14 protein-coding genes are annotated in these 16,743 nt (G+C 43.5%); 6 read left to right on the plus strand and 8 right to left on the minus strand.

The window, feature by feature from the left end; translation table 11 throughout:
* Positions 1 to 363, plus strand: a 363-nt coding sequence (locus IV64_RS04530; RefSeq protein WP_157061038.1) for an integrase core domain-containing protein, incomplete at its 5' end; no start/stop codon positions are given.
* A gap of 101 nt (positions 364 to 464) precedes the next feature.
* Here the strand turns inward: IV64_RS04530 and IV64_RS04535 are convergent.
* Together IV64_RS04535 and ppsA are read right to left on the minus strand one after the other, a co-directional pair.
* A complete protein-coding gene (locus IV64_RS04535; protein WP_057705959.1) occupies positions 465 to 800 on the minus strand; it encodes a hypothetical protein in 336 nt (111 codons plus the stop codon).
* 143 nt (positions 801 to 943) lie between these two features.
* A complete protein-coding gene (gene ppsA / locus IV64_RS04540) occupies positions 944 to 3,346 on the minus strand; it encodes a phosphoenolpyruvate synthase (RefSeq protein WP_057705960.1) in 2,403 nt (800 codons plus the stop codon).
* Positions 3,347 to 3,817: 471 nt separating this feature from the next.
* Between ppsA and IV64_RS04545 the strand changes: the two genes are divergently transcribed.
* A complete protein-coding gene (locus IV64_RS04545) occupies positions 3,818 to 4,300 on the plus strand; it encodes a MerR family transcriptional regulator (protein ID WP_057705961.1) in 483 nt (160 codons plus the stop codon).
* 497 nt (positions 4,301 to 4,797) lie between these two features.
* On the opposite strand, the gene rbsK is transcribed toward IV64_RS04545, so the two are convergent.
* The 4 genes from rbsK to deoC all read right to left on the minus strand — a co-directional run bounded on the left by rbsK (position 4,798) and on the right by deoC (position 8,931).
* Positions 4,798 to 5,718 carry a ribokinase gene (gene rbsK / locus IV64_RS04550; RefSeq protein ID WP_057705962.1) on the minus strand — a complete coding sequence of 307 codons (921 nt, stop codon included), beginning with the start codon at positions 5,716 to 5,718 and terminating at the stop codon, positions 4,798 to 4,800.
* Positions 5,719 to 5,731: 13 nt separating this feature from the next.
* Complete coding sequence (locus IV64_RS04555) at positions 5,732 to 6,748, minus strand: aldose 1-epimerase family protein (RefSeq protein WP_057705963.1); 1,017 nt, start codon at positions 6,746 to 6,748, stop codon at positions 5,732 to 5,734.
* A gap of 12 nt (positions 6,749 to 6,760) precedes the next feature.
* A complete protein-coding gene (gene fucP / locus IV64_RS04560; protein WP_083491570.1) occupies positions 6,761 to 8,128 on the minus strand; it encodes an L-fucose:H+ symporter permease in 1,368 nt (455 codons plus the stop codon).
* Between the two features lie 152 nt (positions 8,129 to 8,280).
* Complete coding sequence (deoC, locus tag IV64_RS04565; protein ID WP_057705964.1) at positions 8,281 to 8,931, minus strand: deoxyribose-phosphate aldolase; 651 nt, start codon at positions 8,929 to 8,931, stop codon at positions 8,281 to 8,283.
* A gap of 135 nt (positions 8,932 to 9,066) precedes the next feature.
* Between deoC and IV64_RS04570 the strand changes: the two genes are divergently transcribed.
* On the plus strand, positions 9,067 to 10,005 hold the full coding sequence (locus IV64_RS04570; RefSeq protein WP_057705965.1) for a sugar-binding transcriptional regulator: 939 nt from the start codon (positions 9,067 to 9,069) through the stop codon (positions 10,003 to 10,005).
* A 224-nt stretch (positions 10,006 to 10,229) separates the two neighbouring features.
* On the opposite strand, the gene IV64_RS04575 is transcribed toward IV64_RS04570, so the two are convergent.
* Positions 10,230 to 10,457, minus strand: coding sequence for a hypothetical protein (locus IV64_RS04575; RefSeq protein WP_057705966.1), 228 nt, complete (start codon positions 10,455 to 10,457; stop codon positions 10,230 to 10,232).
* A 39-nt stretch (positions 10,458 to 10,496) separates the two neighbouring features.
* Positions 10,497 to 11,423, minus strand: a complete 927-nt coding sequence (locus IV64_RS04580) for a helix-turn-helix domain-containing protein (RefSeq protein ID WP_162261255.1) — start codon at positions 11,421 to 11,423, stop codon at positions 10,497 to 10,499.
* 302 nt (positions 11,424 to 11,725) lie between these two features.
* Here IV64_RS04580 and IV64_RS04585 point away from each other — a divergent pair, with 302 nt between their 5' ends.
* The 3 genes from IV64_RS04585 to IV64_RS04595 are packed head-to-tail and all read left to right on the plus strand — an operon-like array spanning position 11,726 to position 16,676.
* Entirely contained in the window at positions 11,726 to 14,083 is a 2,358-nt protein-coding gene (locus tag IV64_RS04585; RefSeq protein ID WP_237757313.1) for an alpha-L-rhamnosidase-related protein, read from the plus strand.
* A 30-nt stretch (positions 14,084 to 14,113) separates the two neighbouring features.
* A complete protein-coding gene (locus tag IV64_RS04590; RefSeq protein ID WP_057705968.1) occupies positions 14,114 to 15,376 on the plus strand; it encodes an MFS transporter in 1,263 nt (420 codons plus the stop codon).
* A 22-nt stretch (positions 15,377 to 15,398) separates the two neighbouring features.
* Positions 15,399 to 16,676, plus strand: a complete 1,278-nt coding sequence (locus tag IV64_RS04595; protein ID WP_057705969.1) for an MFS transporter — start codon at positions 15,399 to 15,401, stop codon at positions 16,674 to 16,676.
* Positions 16,677 to 16,743 lie beyond the last annotated feature (67 nt).

A 16,743-nucleotide genomic window follows, 5' to 3' on the forward strand; every position in this document is an offset into this window, starting at 1 on the left:
GATTTAGTCACGGAAACCTTTAATGCGGCCATTTTGGCGAATGGCGGTGTTAAGCCAAAAATCATCCACAGTGATCAAGGCTCAAGCTATACATCAGGAACATATAATAAGACTTTAGCTGGCGCCGGCGTGACACATAGCATGTCTCGGCCCGGCACACCGGGAGATAATAGTCCGATGGAAAGCTTGTGGAGCCACATGAAGACCGAATATTTCGATTTTAAGAACCCGTTATCGTTAGAAGAAATCATAACGATGATCGGTGATTTTATGGACTGGTATAACAATTCACGCCGCCAGCCAACCTTAAAGGGCATGACCCCGGTCGAATACCGGAATCATGCCCTCGAGAAAATTGCCTAAACAATTTTAATTATTTGATTGTCTACTTGACACGGAGCCGCGCCATTTTCTGATTGGCTTTTTGAATTTTGTCTCACAATCCCTGTTACAATCTAAATTAACTAGCCTTCTACAACTTTTTGCAACGCGTTCAGATCCGCTTGCTGATTCAACACCGTGACCAGCTCACGGGTCTTTGGATCATAAGTCATCGAATCAAAAACGCTGACCGTCTTTGCTTGATCGCCCGTCACTGCCATTTGTAAGTCGGCTAACTTTGCAAAGACGTTAACTTTAGGCGCCGCGTCAAACATGGCCGCCATATCTGGTAACATCTCCGCGAGTGGTAACCGGTTCGTATAATTGCCACTGTTAAAGTACGCCCGTAAACAGAACATCAAAATGGCCCGCTCGTACATCGACAATTTGCTCAATCGTTGCTTTAAATCTGATTTCATTATTAAACTACCATCCTAATTTTTGACTTCTAAATTATCATAGCACATTCTGGATTAATTTCTAAAAGGTCAAGTCATTAAAAAGGAACCGCAAGCACATTCAATGCTTGCGGTTCCTTTTGTGTTCACATTACTGAATTAGCTTATTTCCAATCGTAATCGGTGGGGTCTTGTAACCCGCGACCAGTTGCTTTGTCCAACATGATCCGTTGTTCAAAGTGCGCCACGTTACGCTTCGTTTCTTTAACCATATCGGGGTTAACTGAAACGTAGTCAATGCCGCTTTGAATCAAGAAATTCGTGAAGTCAGGGAATTCCGATGGTGCTTGGCCACAAATTGAAACGGTCTTGCCATCTTTATGCGCCGTCTTAATCAAGTGGCGGATGGCCCGCTTAACGGCCAAGTTACGTTCGTCAAATAGACTAGCAACCGTGTCGTTATTCCGATCACAACCGAGTAGTAACATCGTCAAATCATTTGAGCCAATCGAGTAACCATCAATGAACTGATTAAACTTATCGGCCAAAATGATATTGGATGGAATCTCGGCCATCATGTAAACCTTGAAGTCCGCATTACGAACTAAACCTTGGTCCCGCATGATATCGGTAACCTTTTGTGCTTCATCAACGGTCCGGACAAACGGAATCATCACGTTTAGATTCTTCAGCCCAAATTCGTTACGAACTTTCTTAACTGCTTCTAATTCAAGCTTGAAGGCATTGATGTACTTCGGATCGTAGTAACGAGAAGCACCCCGCCAACCTAATAAGTCCGCTGGTTCGTGCGGTTCAAACTTTTCGCCGCCCTTGAGCTTCCGGTATTCACTCGACTTAAAGTCGGATAACCGTAAGACAACGGGCCGTGGCGCCATAGCACGGGCAACTTTGGAAATCCCATCAGCTAACATATCAACCACTTTTTCAGGGTGGCCCTCTTCAATTAAGTAGAGTGGGTGTTCATGAATGTAGGTCGTCCAGAGGAATTCTTCACGCATCAAGCCAATCCCGTCAGCCGGCAAGGTCGCATACTTTTCAGCTAATTCCGGGTCGCCTAAGTTCATCATGACACCGGTAGCAGTTGGCGCAAACGTCTCAGCCGCAACCACTTGAGCACCAGCCTGAGCAGTTGGAGTAGTCTTCTTGAGGAGACTTTCAACTTTGCCTGAATAAACGACCCCGTTTTTAGCATCTACGGTGACCACATCACCGGTCTTTAAGACGTCAGTCGCCGCAACGTGCCGACTTTCCGTCCCAACGATACATGGAATCTGCATTTCCCGGGAAACAATGGCCGCGTGACAGGTCATCCCACCGTTATTAGTAACAATGGCCGCCGCCTTCTTCATTGCGGGAACCCAGTCAGGTGAAGTCATCAAGGTAACTAACACTTCGCCCTTCTTGAATTTATCGATATCCTTCGGGTTGTCAATGACGTGCACAACCCCACTCGCTAAGCCGGGACTAGCAGGTAATCCCCGGACAACAACTTTTGCATCAGATTCCGCAACCACGTTATCATCTCCATCAGTACTTGCCTGGTTCTTATTCCGTTGTGACCAAACTGTTTCCGGACGCGCTTGCACGATCCATAGCCGGTTCGTGTTGGTGTCCAAAGCATATTCCATATCCATGTAGCAGCCGTAATGCTTTTCGATTTCTTTGGCATAACCGGCCAATTCCAAGACCTGACTGTCCGTCAGAACTTGCTTATCTTGTAAGTCGGCGGGAACAGGTTGTTCCTTTGTCCCACCATTCGTGACCCGCATGAGTTCAACGGGTTGTTTTACAATACTTCTTTCAACGATTTTCATGGACGCTTTATCCACAACAAAGTGGTTTGGTGTCACTTTACCTAAAACGATGTATTCGCCAAGACCCCGAATACCATCAATCACAATTTTAGTATCGTCGCCATTCGCAACGTTGACTGAGAACATAATCCCCGAAGCCTTTGAGAAGACCATCATTTGAACGGCCGCTGACAACGCAACCTTTTCATAAGGGAAGTTCTGCTTGTGACGATAGTAAGTGGCCCGGTCAGTGAACAAGGATGAATAACATTCTTGTACCCGATTGACGACGTCGGCCGCCCCTTTAATATTCAAGTACGATTCCTGTTGACCCGCAAACGAAGCGTTCGGTAAATCTTCCGCCGTAGCTGACGAACGAATCGCAACGAACGGATCAGCTTGACCAACCTTGTCAGCCAGATCAACGTACGCTTTTTGAATATCGTTCGCTAAATCCGTTGGCATCGTGGCCCCCACGATTAAGTTCCGAATCTGCTCACAAGTGGCGTGCAGTTCATCTGAATCTTCATAGTCGTTAATTCCTTTTAACAAGGTATTAACTTTGTCATTTAATCCCGTTGCCTCCATAAAGTAACGATATGCACGGGCGGTGGTTGCAAAGCCATAAGGTACTGGCACATCCATCGAAGAAGTCATTTCCCCTAGCGAAGACGACTTCCCACCTACTAAATTAACATCTTGACGATGTAATTCATTAAACCATAAGACGTTTGCTGTTTCGCGTTTACTCATGATATTGCCCCCTTGTAACTGTTAACATCAAATTCAGTCAAATAAAGTCAAATACAACCAAATCAAGCCAAACTATGAAAGCGTTTCCATTTACAACTACATTGTAGTTCACTTTCTCACAAAGTTCAAAGCAGTTTTCGACATTTTAAGCTTAATTTTTTATTAAAATAGCTAAGCCTAATCATGTCAACATTTATCAATAAAATTTAGTTTTACGCCGGACTAATCCTTCACAGACTTAAGTTAACGGTTGGCCTGGATTGCCTAGTTCACGCCCACCTTTTAATAATTTATATGCCGAAAATAATGAGGCTTGATCGTTTAAATTATGAAAGCCAAGCCACTGTCCACACCTGGTTTTCACCACCTCAAACCAGTTGATTATCTTCAGCTGGCAGGTTAGAGTTAAATGTAACTCAAAATTGGTTTTCTATCGTAACTACATCATTAATCTGAAAAGGAAGTTAATTCATGCAATATTCTATTGGTCAAGTCGCCGAAAAGTTAGCTATTAGCACCTACACCCTCCGCTATTACGACCGGGAAGGCTTGTTACCTTTTGTTGACCGTAATCAATCTGGGCGGCGCGTTTTCAAAGACGCCGACTTCAATTACCTAGAAACCATCAGCTGTCTAAAAGAAGCGGGGCTCCCCGTCAAACAGATTGCGAGTTTCATTAAACTTTGCCTTGATGGCGACCGTACCTTGGCCGACCGCTACGACTTTTTAACCGAACAGGAAAGCGACTTAGAAGCTAAAATGGCAACTCTTCAACACAGCCTCGACTTTTTGCGCTGGAAAAAATGGTACTACAAACGTGCACTTCAAGCCGGGACCGAAACCGTCAACTACACCCCTGGGACTACCGAAACGGACCCCGAACTCAAAGCTAAGTTCGACCAATTGGTTGCTGATGGCGCCGATCCTCAGGAATTAGGAAAAATTGATCAGTAAGCCATATTCTGATTGATGAAATAATAATTTAGATTTTAACTACGGGTTGAAAAGTCTAAAATTGCTATTAACACCGTAACAATGGCGATGGTTATTCCTAAATTATCCACTTCGGCGGACAGAACCGATGTGCTATTGTTATTATTATCGGATAATCGGAGGCTGCCACTGATGGCATCGGTCGTGAAGGTGGTCTTAGGCCGGTGATTTTTCCGGACTTAGACCACGGACGGTCTGGAACAATTGCGTATTTTGCAACTGTCCCAGCGAGGGGTGAGACCGCTCTTTGGCTTACCCCGGTCCCACGGCCGCATGTCGTCAGTGGCAACCGGACTAACTCACAAGTAGTTAATTTGTATTAGTTTAAATACTGATACAACAGTAATCAATCCCTAAATTCAACTTTCAACCTTTAGATTTCAAAAAAGCTGACCAGAAATTCTCAACAACGAGAACTTCCGGTCAGCTTTTATATTATATTCAGAACCACAATGTGTTTAGACGGATTGAACCAACATATCCGTTAATTCTTCCTTAGTTGGGTAAGACTTTTGCGTCCCCTTCTTAGTGACAGTCATTGCAGCGTATTGATTAGCATGTTGTAAAGCAGTTGGGACATCTTCGCCCGCTGCGTAGTAGTGTGAGAAGCTTCCGATAAAGGAATCGCCGGCACCAGTTGTATCCACGGCCTTGACCTTCATCCCGGCGACAATTTCGGAATGGCCTTCCGTTACCCAGAGGGCACCCTTACTACCTAAGGTGATGATCAAGTTCCCAACACCCCGTTGGATAAGGTTATCAGCGGCTAACTTAATTTCATCTAAGTTGTTCGTTGGCATTCCCGTTAACGTAGCCAATTCAGTTTCATTAGGGGTGAAGAACGCCACCTTGGAAACATAGTCAATATTCAAGTCCTCGTTAGCCGGTGCGGGATTTAATAAGACGGGCACACCGTACTTCACGCCTAAATCAATGGCATGATAGTTCGTTTCTAAGGCAATTTCTTGTTGTAAAACGATTAACTTGGAGTTCTTAATCAAATCAACCTTTTCATCAAGCACGGCTGGAGTTAATTCTTTATTGGCCCCTTTGATGATCAAAATCCGGTTATCACTAGTTGGGTCAACAAAGATTGGCGCAACACCACTAGCTTGATGACCAATACCGATGCCATCCGTTCTGATACCACTTGATTCATAGTTTGCTAACTGTTGTTTTCCAAAGTCATCGTTACCGACCATGGTAATGAAGTTAACGTCAGAACCAAGCCGGGCTGCGGCGATGGCTTGGTTCGCCCCTTTACCACCAAAACCCATACTGAATTCTGGTGCTTCGATCGTTTCGCCTTCGATTGGCATCCGATCAACGTAGGCGGTTAAATCAATCATATTTGAACCGATTACTGTAATATCTGCCATAAGTGTTGCCTCCTTAATTTTCCAAACCAGTTGTGACGCTGAAATGACGTTGTTCCATTGGCTTCAGTTGAATTAATGTGCCAGCCTTTTCCGCTGCGTGCTTACCTTCAGGGGTACTCGTCCCTGGTAAGGCGAAAGCTGCGACTTGCTGGTCAGCGTTGTATAAGATCCAGCGCGTTGCGATTGGAAATTGGCTGGTCTTAAATTTAGTCAAGAAGTTATGTTGTTCATTCAAATGTAGTCTGAATTCAGCAACATCAGTGAACTTGGCCAGGTCCTTAGAGAAGAACACGATTTCTGGATCGTAGTGATCAGGATCATCAAGCTGATTGATCAATTCACCACTCGCCTTAAGTTTATCATTATACGCTAACCAATCTGGTGTTGGGTGCACATGACTTGGCACCGTTTGCCGTAATTGGAACGCTTCGTCTGGTAAGTTTTGTTCGATCCGACCATTTTCAGCGTAGGCATAATTCATATGGCACATGTATTGTAATGGCATTGGTTGATATTTAGACAAGTTCGTCACGCTCAAATTGATATCAAATAAGCCGGAATCTTTACGCATCATTACTGAAGGTTCGCTCAGGTAGTGGTCCCCAAAGCCCTTAACGTATTCAAAATCAGAATGAATGGTGAGCGTTCCGTCACCTAACGTTAAGTAGGCGTGGTCCATCTTGCTCGTTGGAAATTCGCCGTGTAATTGATAATCATCTTCTGGGGCCGGTGTCCCATTTCCTAACAAGCCGGAAGTAAATTGGAAACAGCCGTACGTATCAGCGATGCCCTCACCTGGAAGTGGTTGGGAGAACATGTCCTTCATCTTTAATGAAATACCATCAAAAATCGCGTCCCAAATAATCAGGCCCATGAATGGTAATACAACTAAGTGACCACGGCTATTATCGATCCGCAAGCCTTCAACACTTGAAGGGTACGTAAAGGTCGTCGCTTTAAAATCGTCATCTTGGTACAAAACTTTTTCTGCTTCCCCAAACATCGCATGGGTTAAATTGATTTTTTTCATTTTAATTACTCCTTAATTTGCAACGCGTTGATGTTTTCGATAGTAGTCATACGCATAGATGCCTACAACCGCAAAACTAATAACATTAACAATGAATGACAGTGAAATTGAGCCGGTCATATCAGCAACCGCACCTTGAATCAAAGGTGATACGGCCCCACCAATAATTGACATTACGACAATGGCACCGGCAGTTTCGGTATACCGTTTGTCTTTAACGGTATCCAAAGTTTGTGAATAAATGGTTGGCCAACCTGGGCCGAATAAACCGCTTGCAAGAATGGCGAAATAAATTGCCGTGATGTTTGGCACTAACATGACATAAACTAACGCCAGAACACCAACTACGGAGAAGCCCATTAAGACTTGCGATGACTTGAACCGTTTCATGAGACTAGTGGCAATGATTTTACCTAAGAAGAAGGCAATGTAGCTGTAAACCATGAAGGTGGACGCATCACGCTCAGTAATGGTTTTAGAGAAACTCATTGCTAAAGTGATCGTGAAAGACCAAACGGCAGTCTGCATGCCCATGTAGACAAACTCAGTCCCAATCCCTTTCATGAACTCCTTGTTATGAATCAGGTAGTTCAAGGTTTCGCCAATTTTAGCGTCGGCGACCTTCTTAGCGCCCTTGGCAGCGTGTGGTCGGCCACTTGGAAATTGCGTTAAAGCAAACAGTAACATCCCAATAATCAGTACGACAATGATGTACTTATATGGTAGTAACGTTTGTTGGAGCATCTTTTGTCCGTAAGCTAGCCGTTCTGCTCCGTGCATCTTGGCCATCGTAGATTCCAGGCTAGCGCCGTCATTAAAGACTAAGTACTTTCCTAATAGGATCCCGGCTACGGCACCAATTGGATAAAAGATTTGTGAAATGTTCAAGCGAACCGTTGATGCTGACTTAGGTCCCATCAACGTGGAAAACGTATTGGCGCTAGTCTCTAGGAAGCTCAATCCACACGCAATGGCGAATAAAGCGACCAAGAACACGCCGTAAGTGGCTAAGTGTGATGCTGGGAAGAATAGCCAACATCCGACCGTATAGAGCGTTAATCCCATTAAAATCGCAAACTTATAGGAAGTCTTTTTAATGATTCGACTAGCCGGAATGGCTAAAACGAAGTATCCCAGGTAGAACGCACTGTTAACGAAGGCACTCGCAGCATTACTCAGGGTAAAGATCGTTTTAAACTGAGTAATTAAGATGTTATTTAAACTAGCGGCGGCGGCCCATAGCGGAATTAAAAGTGACAGGAGCATAAATTGAAAGATCGGTGTGCGGTCTAAGTAACCATCCTCTAATTCCTTAGCACGTAACTTGATAAGCCCAAATCCGTGCTTGGGTTCAACCGACCCGTTGATTGGTTTTTCCATTTGTATCGATCCCCTCCACGTTTAAGTTGAATTCCAAGCACATGGCGCTTGTCATTCTTAAGCTTCAATCGACTGATCTTGTCGACCAGCGCATTTACAGCGCTTACATCTATGTGTTTAAATCAAGCCGTTTAATAACGGCCATAATAACTTTAAGCTTTACCGATAATCTTCATGCTGGCACTAACCCCTAATCGCGAGGCACCGGCGTCTAACATGGCTTGCGCTTCTTCAGCAGAGTGAATACCACCAGAAGCCTTCACTTTAATACGATCACCAACGGCTGCCTTCATTAATTCAACGTCGTGTACCGCTGCGCCCCGTTTTGAGAATCCGGTGGAAGTCTTAACGAAGTCTGCGCCGCCCTTAGCAACAATATCGCTAGCTTGACTAATTTCGTCATCCGTTAAAAGTGCCGTTTCGATAATGACCTTCACGAGCTTGCCTGCTTGATGGCCCGTTTCAACGACTGCTTCAATATCTTTTTGAACGATATCCATGTGGCCCGACTTGAATTCACCGATATTCATCACCATGTCAAGTTCATCGACACCGTCTTGAATAGCTTGCTTGCTTTCCGCAACTTTAATCGCAGTTGTATTGGCACCCAGTGGGAATCCAATCACGCACGCCGTTTTAACATCAGAACCTGCTAATTGCGTATGTACGTGGTTCACCCAGTATGGATTGACCATTACTGAGAAGAAATGATTGTCTAAAGCTTCCTTGGTCACCCGGTCAATCTGTGCTTCGGTTGCCTCCGGATTTAATAATGTATGGTCGAGATAATGATTTAATGTCATGCTTTTGAAACCCCTTTCTTTTTCAACAAAATCATCATACCAAGCTTTTGAACATTTGTAAAGAGTCTATTTGAAAATATGTTCATGTTTGCCAATGTGCTATAATAACGCTATTAATAACGATGGAGTATGATGATGGATAATCAGGATAAAATTAAAACAGCTTTAAAAGTCTGCCACTTATATTACGAAGACGGACTCAGCCAAGGCGAAATCGCTAGTAAATTGGCGATTTCCCGGCCAACCATTTCACGGCTATTGCAATTTGCACGTGACCAAGGATTACTTAGAATTGAGATTATGGATCCGTTAAAGGACCTGGACGTCTTAGCGCAACAATTGGAAGCTAAATATCAGCTTAAAAAAGTCATTTTAATTTTTGATGCTACCAATGACTTAGACGCTATCAACCCAAAAATTGGGGCGGCGGCGGCCGATTACTTAGAAACAATTGTTAAAGATAACGACAGCATTGGGATCAGTTGGGGGGAAACGCTCGAAAACGTCGCAAACCACTTACACCCGAGCAACGCTAATAACGTTTCGGTCGTTCAGCTCAAAGGGAGTGTCTCCGGGAGCGAAATGAACAACTTTGCAAACGACATTATCAACAAGTTTAGCAACGCGTTTCACACCGACGCGGTCAACTTGCCGCTACCCGTTATCTTTGAAAATGCCACGACTAAGCAAGTTGTCATGCAAGACCATTTCATCAAGGCGATTATTCAGGCCGGTATCGACGCCAACATCGCCCTATTTACCAGTGGAACCGTTCGCGACGACGCGATGCTCTTCAACCTTGGCTACTTGACCGATCCCGAAATCAAGCAACTACAAGCACAAGCGGTTGGTGACGTGGTGTCGCGGTTCATTACCGCCACCGGCGAACTCGCCGATTCGGATATCGATGAACGGACGGTGGGGATTCCCCTAGCCGCTTTACGCGATAAAGAATATTCAATTCTAGTTTCGGGTTCTAGTTGGAAAGTTGCTTCCATTCGCGCGGCGTTACTCGGCGGGTACGCCAACGTATTAATTACCGATTCACAGACGGCAGCGGCACTCTTAGATTAGTCATTGAAAGGCCTAAATTAGCCGCTCTGTCAGGCAGAACCGGTGTGCTGTGAGGGATGGCCTCAGCCAAAGTACGTTCTGACTGCGCTAATACGTCTGTTACGATTTAATATTATTTGGATACTAAAAAACTGTTCTCGGTGATTGCGAAAATCAATCACTGAGAACAGTTTTTTTATGACAATTTTATAGTTATAGCTGACCTCAATTGTCACTTTTCTTGGCTAAAAGAGTGGATGCAGCTCAGGATCTTCTTTTAAGTCTTTCTGATAGTCGTAATTCAACCAATCAAGGTTATCAAAAATATTCTGCTTATCACTTGGTTGGTAAATGACTGAACCGTCTGATTGCCTACTAACCATATACTGGCAACCAGCCTCTACCTTAAATTCATCAGGAACAGTAAAAACCAAGTCGTTTCCTGATCTTCTTAATGTCACAAGTCTGCACATTGATACTCACCCCATCTCTCACCTTAATTATTTTTATAACTACTTCGAGCCCTGCCTGAACTCCGTTGGGGTTTTGCCGGTCTCTTTTTTAAATAACCGAATAAAATGTTCAGACGATGAATAGCCGACTGCTGTCGCAATATCTTTCACTTTCATATCAGTCTGTGTTAAAAACTGTTTCGCATTTTGGACACGGTATCGCTGGATGAACTTCGTAAAAGAAAGCCCACTTTGATTCTTAACGTACTGCGATAATACCTGTTTAGAATAATGAAAGTGGTCGGCCAATAAATCTAGGCTGACATTACTAATGTGATTTTCAATGTAGCTCACAATTTTTAATTCTAAAGTTTCATTTTGCCGCTGTGGTGCCGGATTGAAGACCTGATCACTATAATCACGCAACAATTTAACCAGTATTACCACCAACTTTGACTTAACCACCTTAGTGTAATATTTTTGCTGGTTTAAGACCTCTAAATACATTTCCAAAAATATCTTCATCAAGCCCAAATCGCCATTTGTATGAAAAACAACAAAATTACTTAACGCTTTTGAACTGACCGTTTGCAAGTAAAAATTGGATAAGACGTTATCTCCATGCAAATCATTAAAGAAAATATTTTGAAACGTCTCTTTTTGGATAAGCACATTAATAACAATACTGTAATTATCCACATCCAATGAATGATAGATTCCCGGTGGAATAATGCAGACATCCCCCGTACGCATGACTAAATCCTGATGATTAATTTGCTGATGAAACTCTCCTTCATAGACAAAAAACAGTTCGTAAAAATCATGATTATGCATCACTGGCGGTGAATAACGCGTATGTTGATTAATCGTTATTTCATCGTAATTATTTGAATCAAAAAAATAGCTCACCGGAAAAGTTGTTTCCTGCGGATTGATATATGAATCGACCAATGGAAAAAGATACTTTTCCGCAACCGCTGCCGGCAACTTTGAAACGTATTTATGAAACGCCTTCGCGTTGGACCGTAGTTCTGGATGGTCCCGAAAGAAAATTTCGACCTCAGTATATTGGTGCAATTTGCGCTGTAACTCGTTTATATCCATGGGACACCTCTACATAAAATCAGTTCTTTTAATCATACATGTATATTATATCAATATTCTCGCTTTTTTCAGCTTATTACAGATAAAAAGTCTATTAACATAGTTCGATTAAACGATTGAGTGTCGTACAAAATCAGATATCATTGTCCTTGTAAGCGATAACAACAGCTGAAAGGATGAACTTTATGGACAATGAACAACATTGGATCTGGACCAGCGACTGGACAGATTCTGATAAACATCTTCCTAGATTAGTTAATTTTAGACGAGTTTTAGAGTTAGAAAACATCGTTAATAGTGTCATCAAGATTACCGCCGATTCACGTTACAAATTATTCGTTAACGGCAGCTTGGTCGAAGTGGGCCCGTGCAAAGGTGACCAGCAAGTGTGGTACTTCGATAAAATCGATATCACTAAATTTTTAAAGCCAGGCAAAAACGTTTTGGCCGTTTCCGTCTTACGTTACCCACAGGAACAATCTTTAGGTAACTACAGTGTCTTTCGTACGGAATATCCTGGGCTGTACGCCGAATGCCAAATAACAACTAAAGATTCACCGCAAACGGTTCACACACAAACGCTTGTCACTGATGAACAATGGAAGTGTGCCGTCAATCGGGAATTTAATATTGTTTCTGAATCAGATGACTTTGCACCACTTAAAATTTATGAACAGGACTCCGGTGACCCAGCATTAAAGGGTTGGAAGACCACTAACTTTGACGATCAGGCATGGCCCTCTGCATTACCCTACGCCCGTCACGCAATTAGTCGCCAAGTCAGTCCTGGTAACTTGCTGCCCCGCCCGATTCCGTTTCTTTACCGGACTGCTCATAATTTTGAAAAGGTCGTTCAAGTCAAATCTGGTCATAACACCAGTACCAGTTGGCAACAACTATTAACAGCCGAAAAGCCAGTCACGGTTGCCCCGCATTCTAAAGCGGTCGTGGAAATCTCTGCGGGTGAAGAAACTACGGGTTACTTATACTTGAACCTTTTACAAGGAAAATCAAGCCACGTTCGCCTGTTACAATCTGAAGCCTACGTGCAAGATGAAATGACTAGCACGAACGGAATGCCAATTCCGGTCAAAAAAGACCGCTGCGATAACGTTAAAGGACATCTTGACGGCTTCACTGATAACTACACCGTTGCGGGCTATGGTGACGCGGAAAGGCCAGAACAATTTTCACCATTTTGGTTCCGCACATTTCGGTTTATTCGGCTAGAAATCACAACTAAAGATGACCCCCTAACCATTACAAAATTCAATTACGAAAAAACGGGCTACCCAATCAACGTCACAACGGCTGTCCAAACCTCTGATAAGAGTTTAGCCGCAATCTGGGATATCAGTGAACGCACCTTAAAACGTTGTATGCACGAAACCTACGAAGACTGTCCCTTTTATGAACAGATCCAGTATGCGATGGACTCCCGCGCACAAATTTTGTACACTTACGCCACTTCAGGTGATGACCGTTTAGCTCGCAAATGCATGGACGACTTAAAACGCTCTCAACGTTACGACGGCTTATTGAATTGTTCAGCACCAAACTACACGTCCAACGTGATTCCAACATTTTCCATTTACTACATTCTCATGGTCCAAGATCACATGATGTATTTTGGCGACCAAGAACTTGTAAAGAAGCATTTGCCAACAATCGTGCGCATTCTGAACTTCTTTGACCAGCACTTAACGGCTGAAGGTTACGTTGATAAAATTGGCGGTCTAAACATCGTCGACCGCTTCTGGTCGTTCACGGATTGGACACCAGAATGGAACGCAACTTCAGGAGTTCCCGCAGCAACGTTGCACGGCCCAATTACGAGTGAAAGCTTGGTCTACTTAATGGGGTTGCAAGCGGCCTACAAGCTGGCCCAATATCTCGATTCAGCCGACCTTGCCAATGCACTTTTAAACCGTATCACCGCGTTGAAGCACGCAATTACCAGTCACTGCATCGGTAAAAACGGCATGGTTCAAGACGGTCCTGGCGTTGAAAATTACAGCCAGCAAAATCAAGTCTTCGGCATATTGACCGGCGTCTTAAACACATCTGCCGGCCACCGAATTCTCCGGCAGACAATTGAAGAAAAAGCTGACTATGCTCAATGTTCCGTAGCAATGTCATTTTATCTTTACCGTGCACTCCAAAAAGTTCACTTGTACGAATATACGAACTACTTTTGGAATATTTGGCGACGGATGGTCAAAACCAATTGTTCAACTTGTATTGAAGCCGAAGCTGGTGATCGTAGTGAATGCCACGGCTGGGGTGCCGTCATTCTATATGAATTACCCGCCGTCACACTAGGCGTCACGCCTACTAAGCCAGGCTATCAAGAATTTACCATTGATCCTGAAGTTGGCTACTTAGATTGGGCACGCGGGCACGTCACTACGCCATTAGGTCGAGTTGATGTTGCTTGGAAAAAGGAACAGAAACACATTGCAATTCAAGCTAAGGTGCCTAAAGCTATGACTTTAAAATTACCTAAAAATCAACATTTCACCTACAGTATTGCATACGTTTAAATTTAACTCTGGCTAGGTGGTAAACATTCTATGAATAAATTACGAGCGTCATTTACAAACACGTCAGCATTGCAACTGGTTCTGATTGCCGCGGTTGCTTCTTACTTAGACGCTGCTTTAATCGTTAGTATCGGGGTTGCCCTTCCCATCTGGACTAATGAGTTTTCACTTAGTTCATTAATGGCCGGTGGACTTTCAACCGTCTTGACCTTAATGATCGCAGTGGGATCGTTTACGGGCGGCTGGTTGTCAGATAAATTTGGTCGCATTCGCGTTTTTAATATTGATATCTTCTTTGTCTTTGTCGGTGTCATGATTATTGCTTTTGCTCAGAATCTACCAATGCTGTTCGTTGGCATCGTGCTTGCTGGGTTAAGCTCAGGTGCGGACTTACCGACATCGTTAGCGGTCATCTCTGAACGCATGTCGCGTGAAGACTACGGTAAGGCTATCGCCATTACCCAAGAGTTTTGGATCTTTGGCATTATTTTTTCACAATTAATTGGATTCATTACTGCGGGCTTAGGGAAACACGCAGCCACCATTATCTTTATCCTGTTGGGAATTATTGCCTTAAGTAATTGGAGTATCCGGGTCTTCTCAAAAAAGATGAAACGGATCGAAGCTAGCCTAGTGACATCTCCAAAATCGGTTGCACCCGCGCACCAACAGCAATCGGTTTTAAAACAACTCATTCAAAATCCTAAAACGGGCTACGCGGTACTGATTTTGACATTGTATTATCTATTCTGGAATTTACCAGCCAACACTTGGGGATCATTCATTAATTACTTTTTAGTGGTCGCGTCAAAGCAATCCCAGTCTACGGCAACCGCAGTGGCCTTCATTGCTAACTTAGTCGGTTTCTTTATCAATATGTGGTACATCAAAAAAGCGGATACGATTTATCGCTACCGCTTCATGAGTATTGGTATTTTCGCCGCTTTATCAGCATTCATTGTCGCGGGAATCTTCAGCGAAGTCTGGTACGTCTTCTCAGCAATGTACCTAGTTTACTCAGTCAGCACCGTCTTTTGTGGCGAGTCGCTTTATAAAATATGGAGCCAAATGCTATATCCAGAAAAAATGCGGGCCTCCTTTACGGGATTTTCGTACGGGATCGTCAGACTGCTCACCGCTGGTTTTGCTTTAATCACCCCCACTATCATGGCCATTTCACCTAAAGCATTAATGTGGACTTTATCGACTTGTGTCGTTGGATACGGGATTTGCGCATTCATCATTTTAAAAATCATCAAGAAATATCACGTTATTGATCCAACCATCAAATAAAAATAGAATAAGAGGATTCAGCATGGATAATAAGGACAGTATACAGACCAAGAAATATTTACCACTGGCTTTTGCAGCCGGTATGGGGTCAATGTTAGGCTCCGGGATTATTGTTAGTCTCTCAGCGACAATTCCAGTTTGGCAGAGCGGTTTAGGGCTCACGAACGGGCAAGTTGGGATGCTTTCCGGTGCATTGACCTTCGCCATTGCTTTCGGATCAATTATCGGCGGTCGGGTCGCAGAAATGATTGGCCTCGTTCGCTTCTTTAATTGGATCAACCTATTTTACGCTATCGGTGCAGCCGTATGTATTTTTAGTAACAGCTTTCTTACACTCCTAATAGGCGTTATTATTGCCGGTGCCGCTTCTGGAGCGGATTTGCCAACGTCACTAACCGTTGTTTCGCATGACAGTCCTGACGATGTCGTATCAGCAAGGCTAGTTTCTTCCACTCAGATTTTTTGGCAAGTTGGGATTTTCGTTTCATACATTTGTTCATTCGTTGTTTCTAGAATGTCGGGCGCTAACGGTGCCAGAATCGTGTTTGCTATTTTAACTGTGATTGCCTTAATGACGTGGCTATGGCGGACCTTCTCAAAAAAGTTCAAAGCATTCCACGAAGCCGGTGATCAAAAGTACACGGCTAAACAAGACAACGCATCAACTGACGACAAAGTCTCACTATCTAGCGTTCTCTTTGGTAAGGAAAAGGGCAAATACCTTGGCATCTTCATCGGAATTTTAATGTTTTATATTCTATGGAATCTATTAGCTAACACTTGGGGCCAATTCCAAACGTTCATGATGGTCAAAGCCGATGCTTCCCAAAGTCTAGCGACCGGTGCTGGACTGATTTTAAACCTCGTTTCATTTGGGGTTAGTATCTTGTTTGCCTCAATTGCTGGCGGTAAAAACCGCAACCGTTCATTTTATATCGGGTCCGTCATTATGTTACTGGCACTAGTCGGATTAGCCCTCGGCGGCACGAGTCTATGGGTCATTATCTTCTCAATTGGCTTTTATAACTTAGGTACACCACTCGCTGGCGAAGCCTTATACAAGGTCTGGACGCAAGAATCATTTCCAATTGAAGTTCGTTCTTCGGTTCAGGGCTTAATCAACGGCCTTTCTCGAATTTGCTGTGCATTATTTGCATTTATCACACCAGCATTAGTTATGCCTTCACGAATTAAGACAACGATGTGGGGATTCGTATTGGTCATAATTGTCAGCTTTATTGCTGGGTTAGTGGTCATTAATTTACAACGGAAATATCATATCCAAAGTAAAAACGTTTAAGTATTGTTAGTCACAAAAGAAGCAGAAAGTTCTCAAAATCCGAGGATTTTCTGCTTCTTTTTCTATT

Source organism: Lactiplantibacillus xiangfangensis, assembly GCF_001438845.1.
Classification (GTDB): domain Bacteria; phylum Bacillota; class Bacilli; order Lactobacillales; family Lactobacillaceae; genus Lactiplantibacillus; species Lactiplantibacillus xiangfangensis.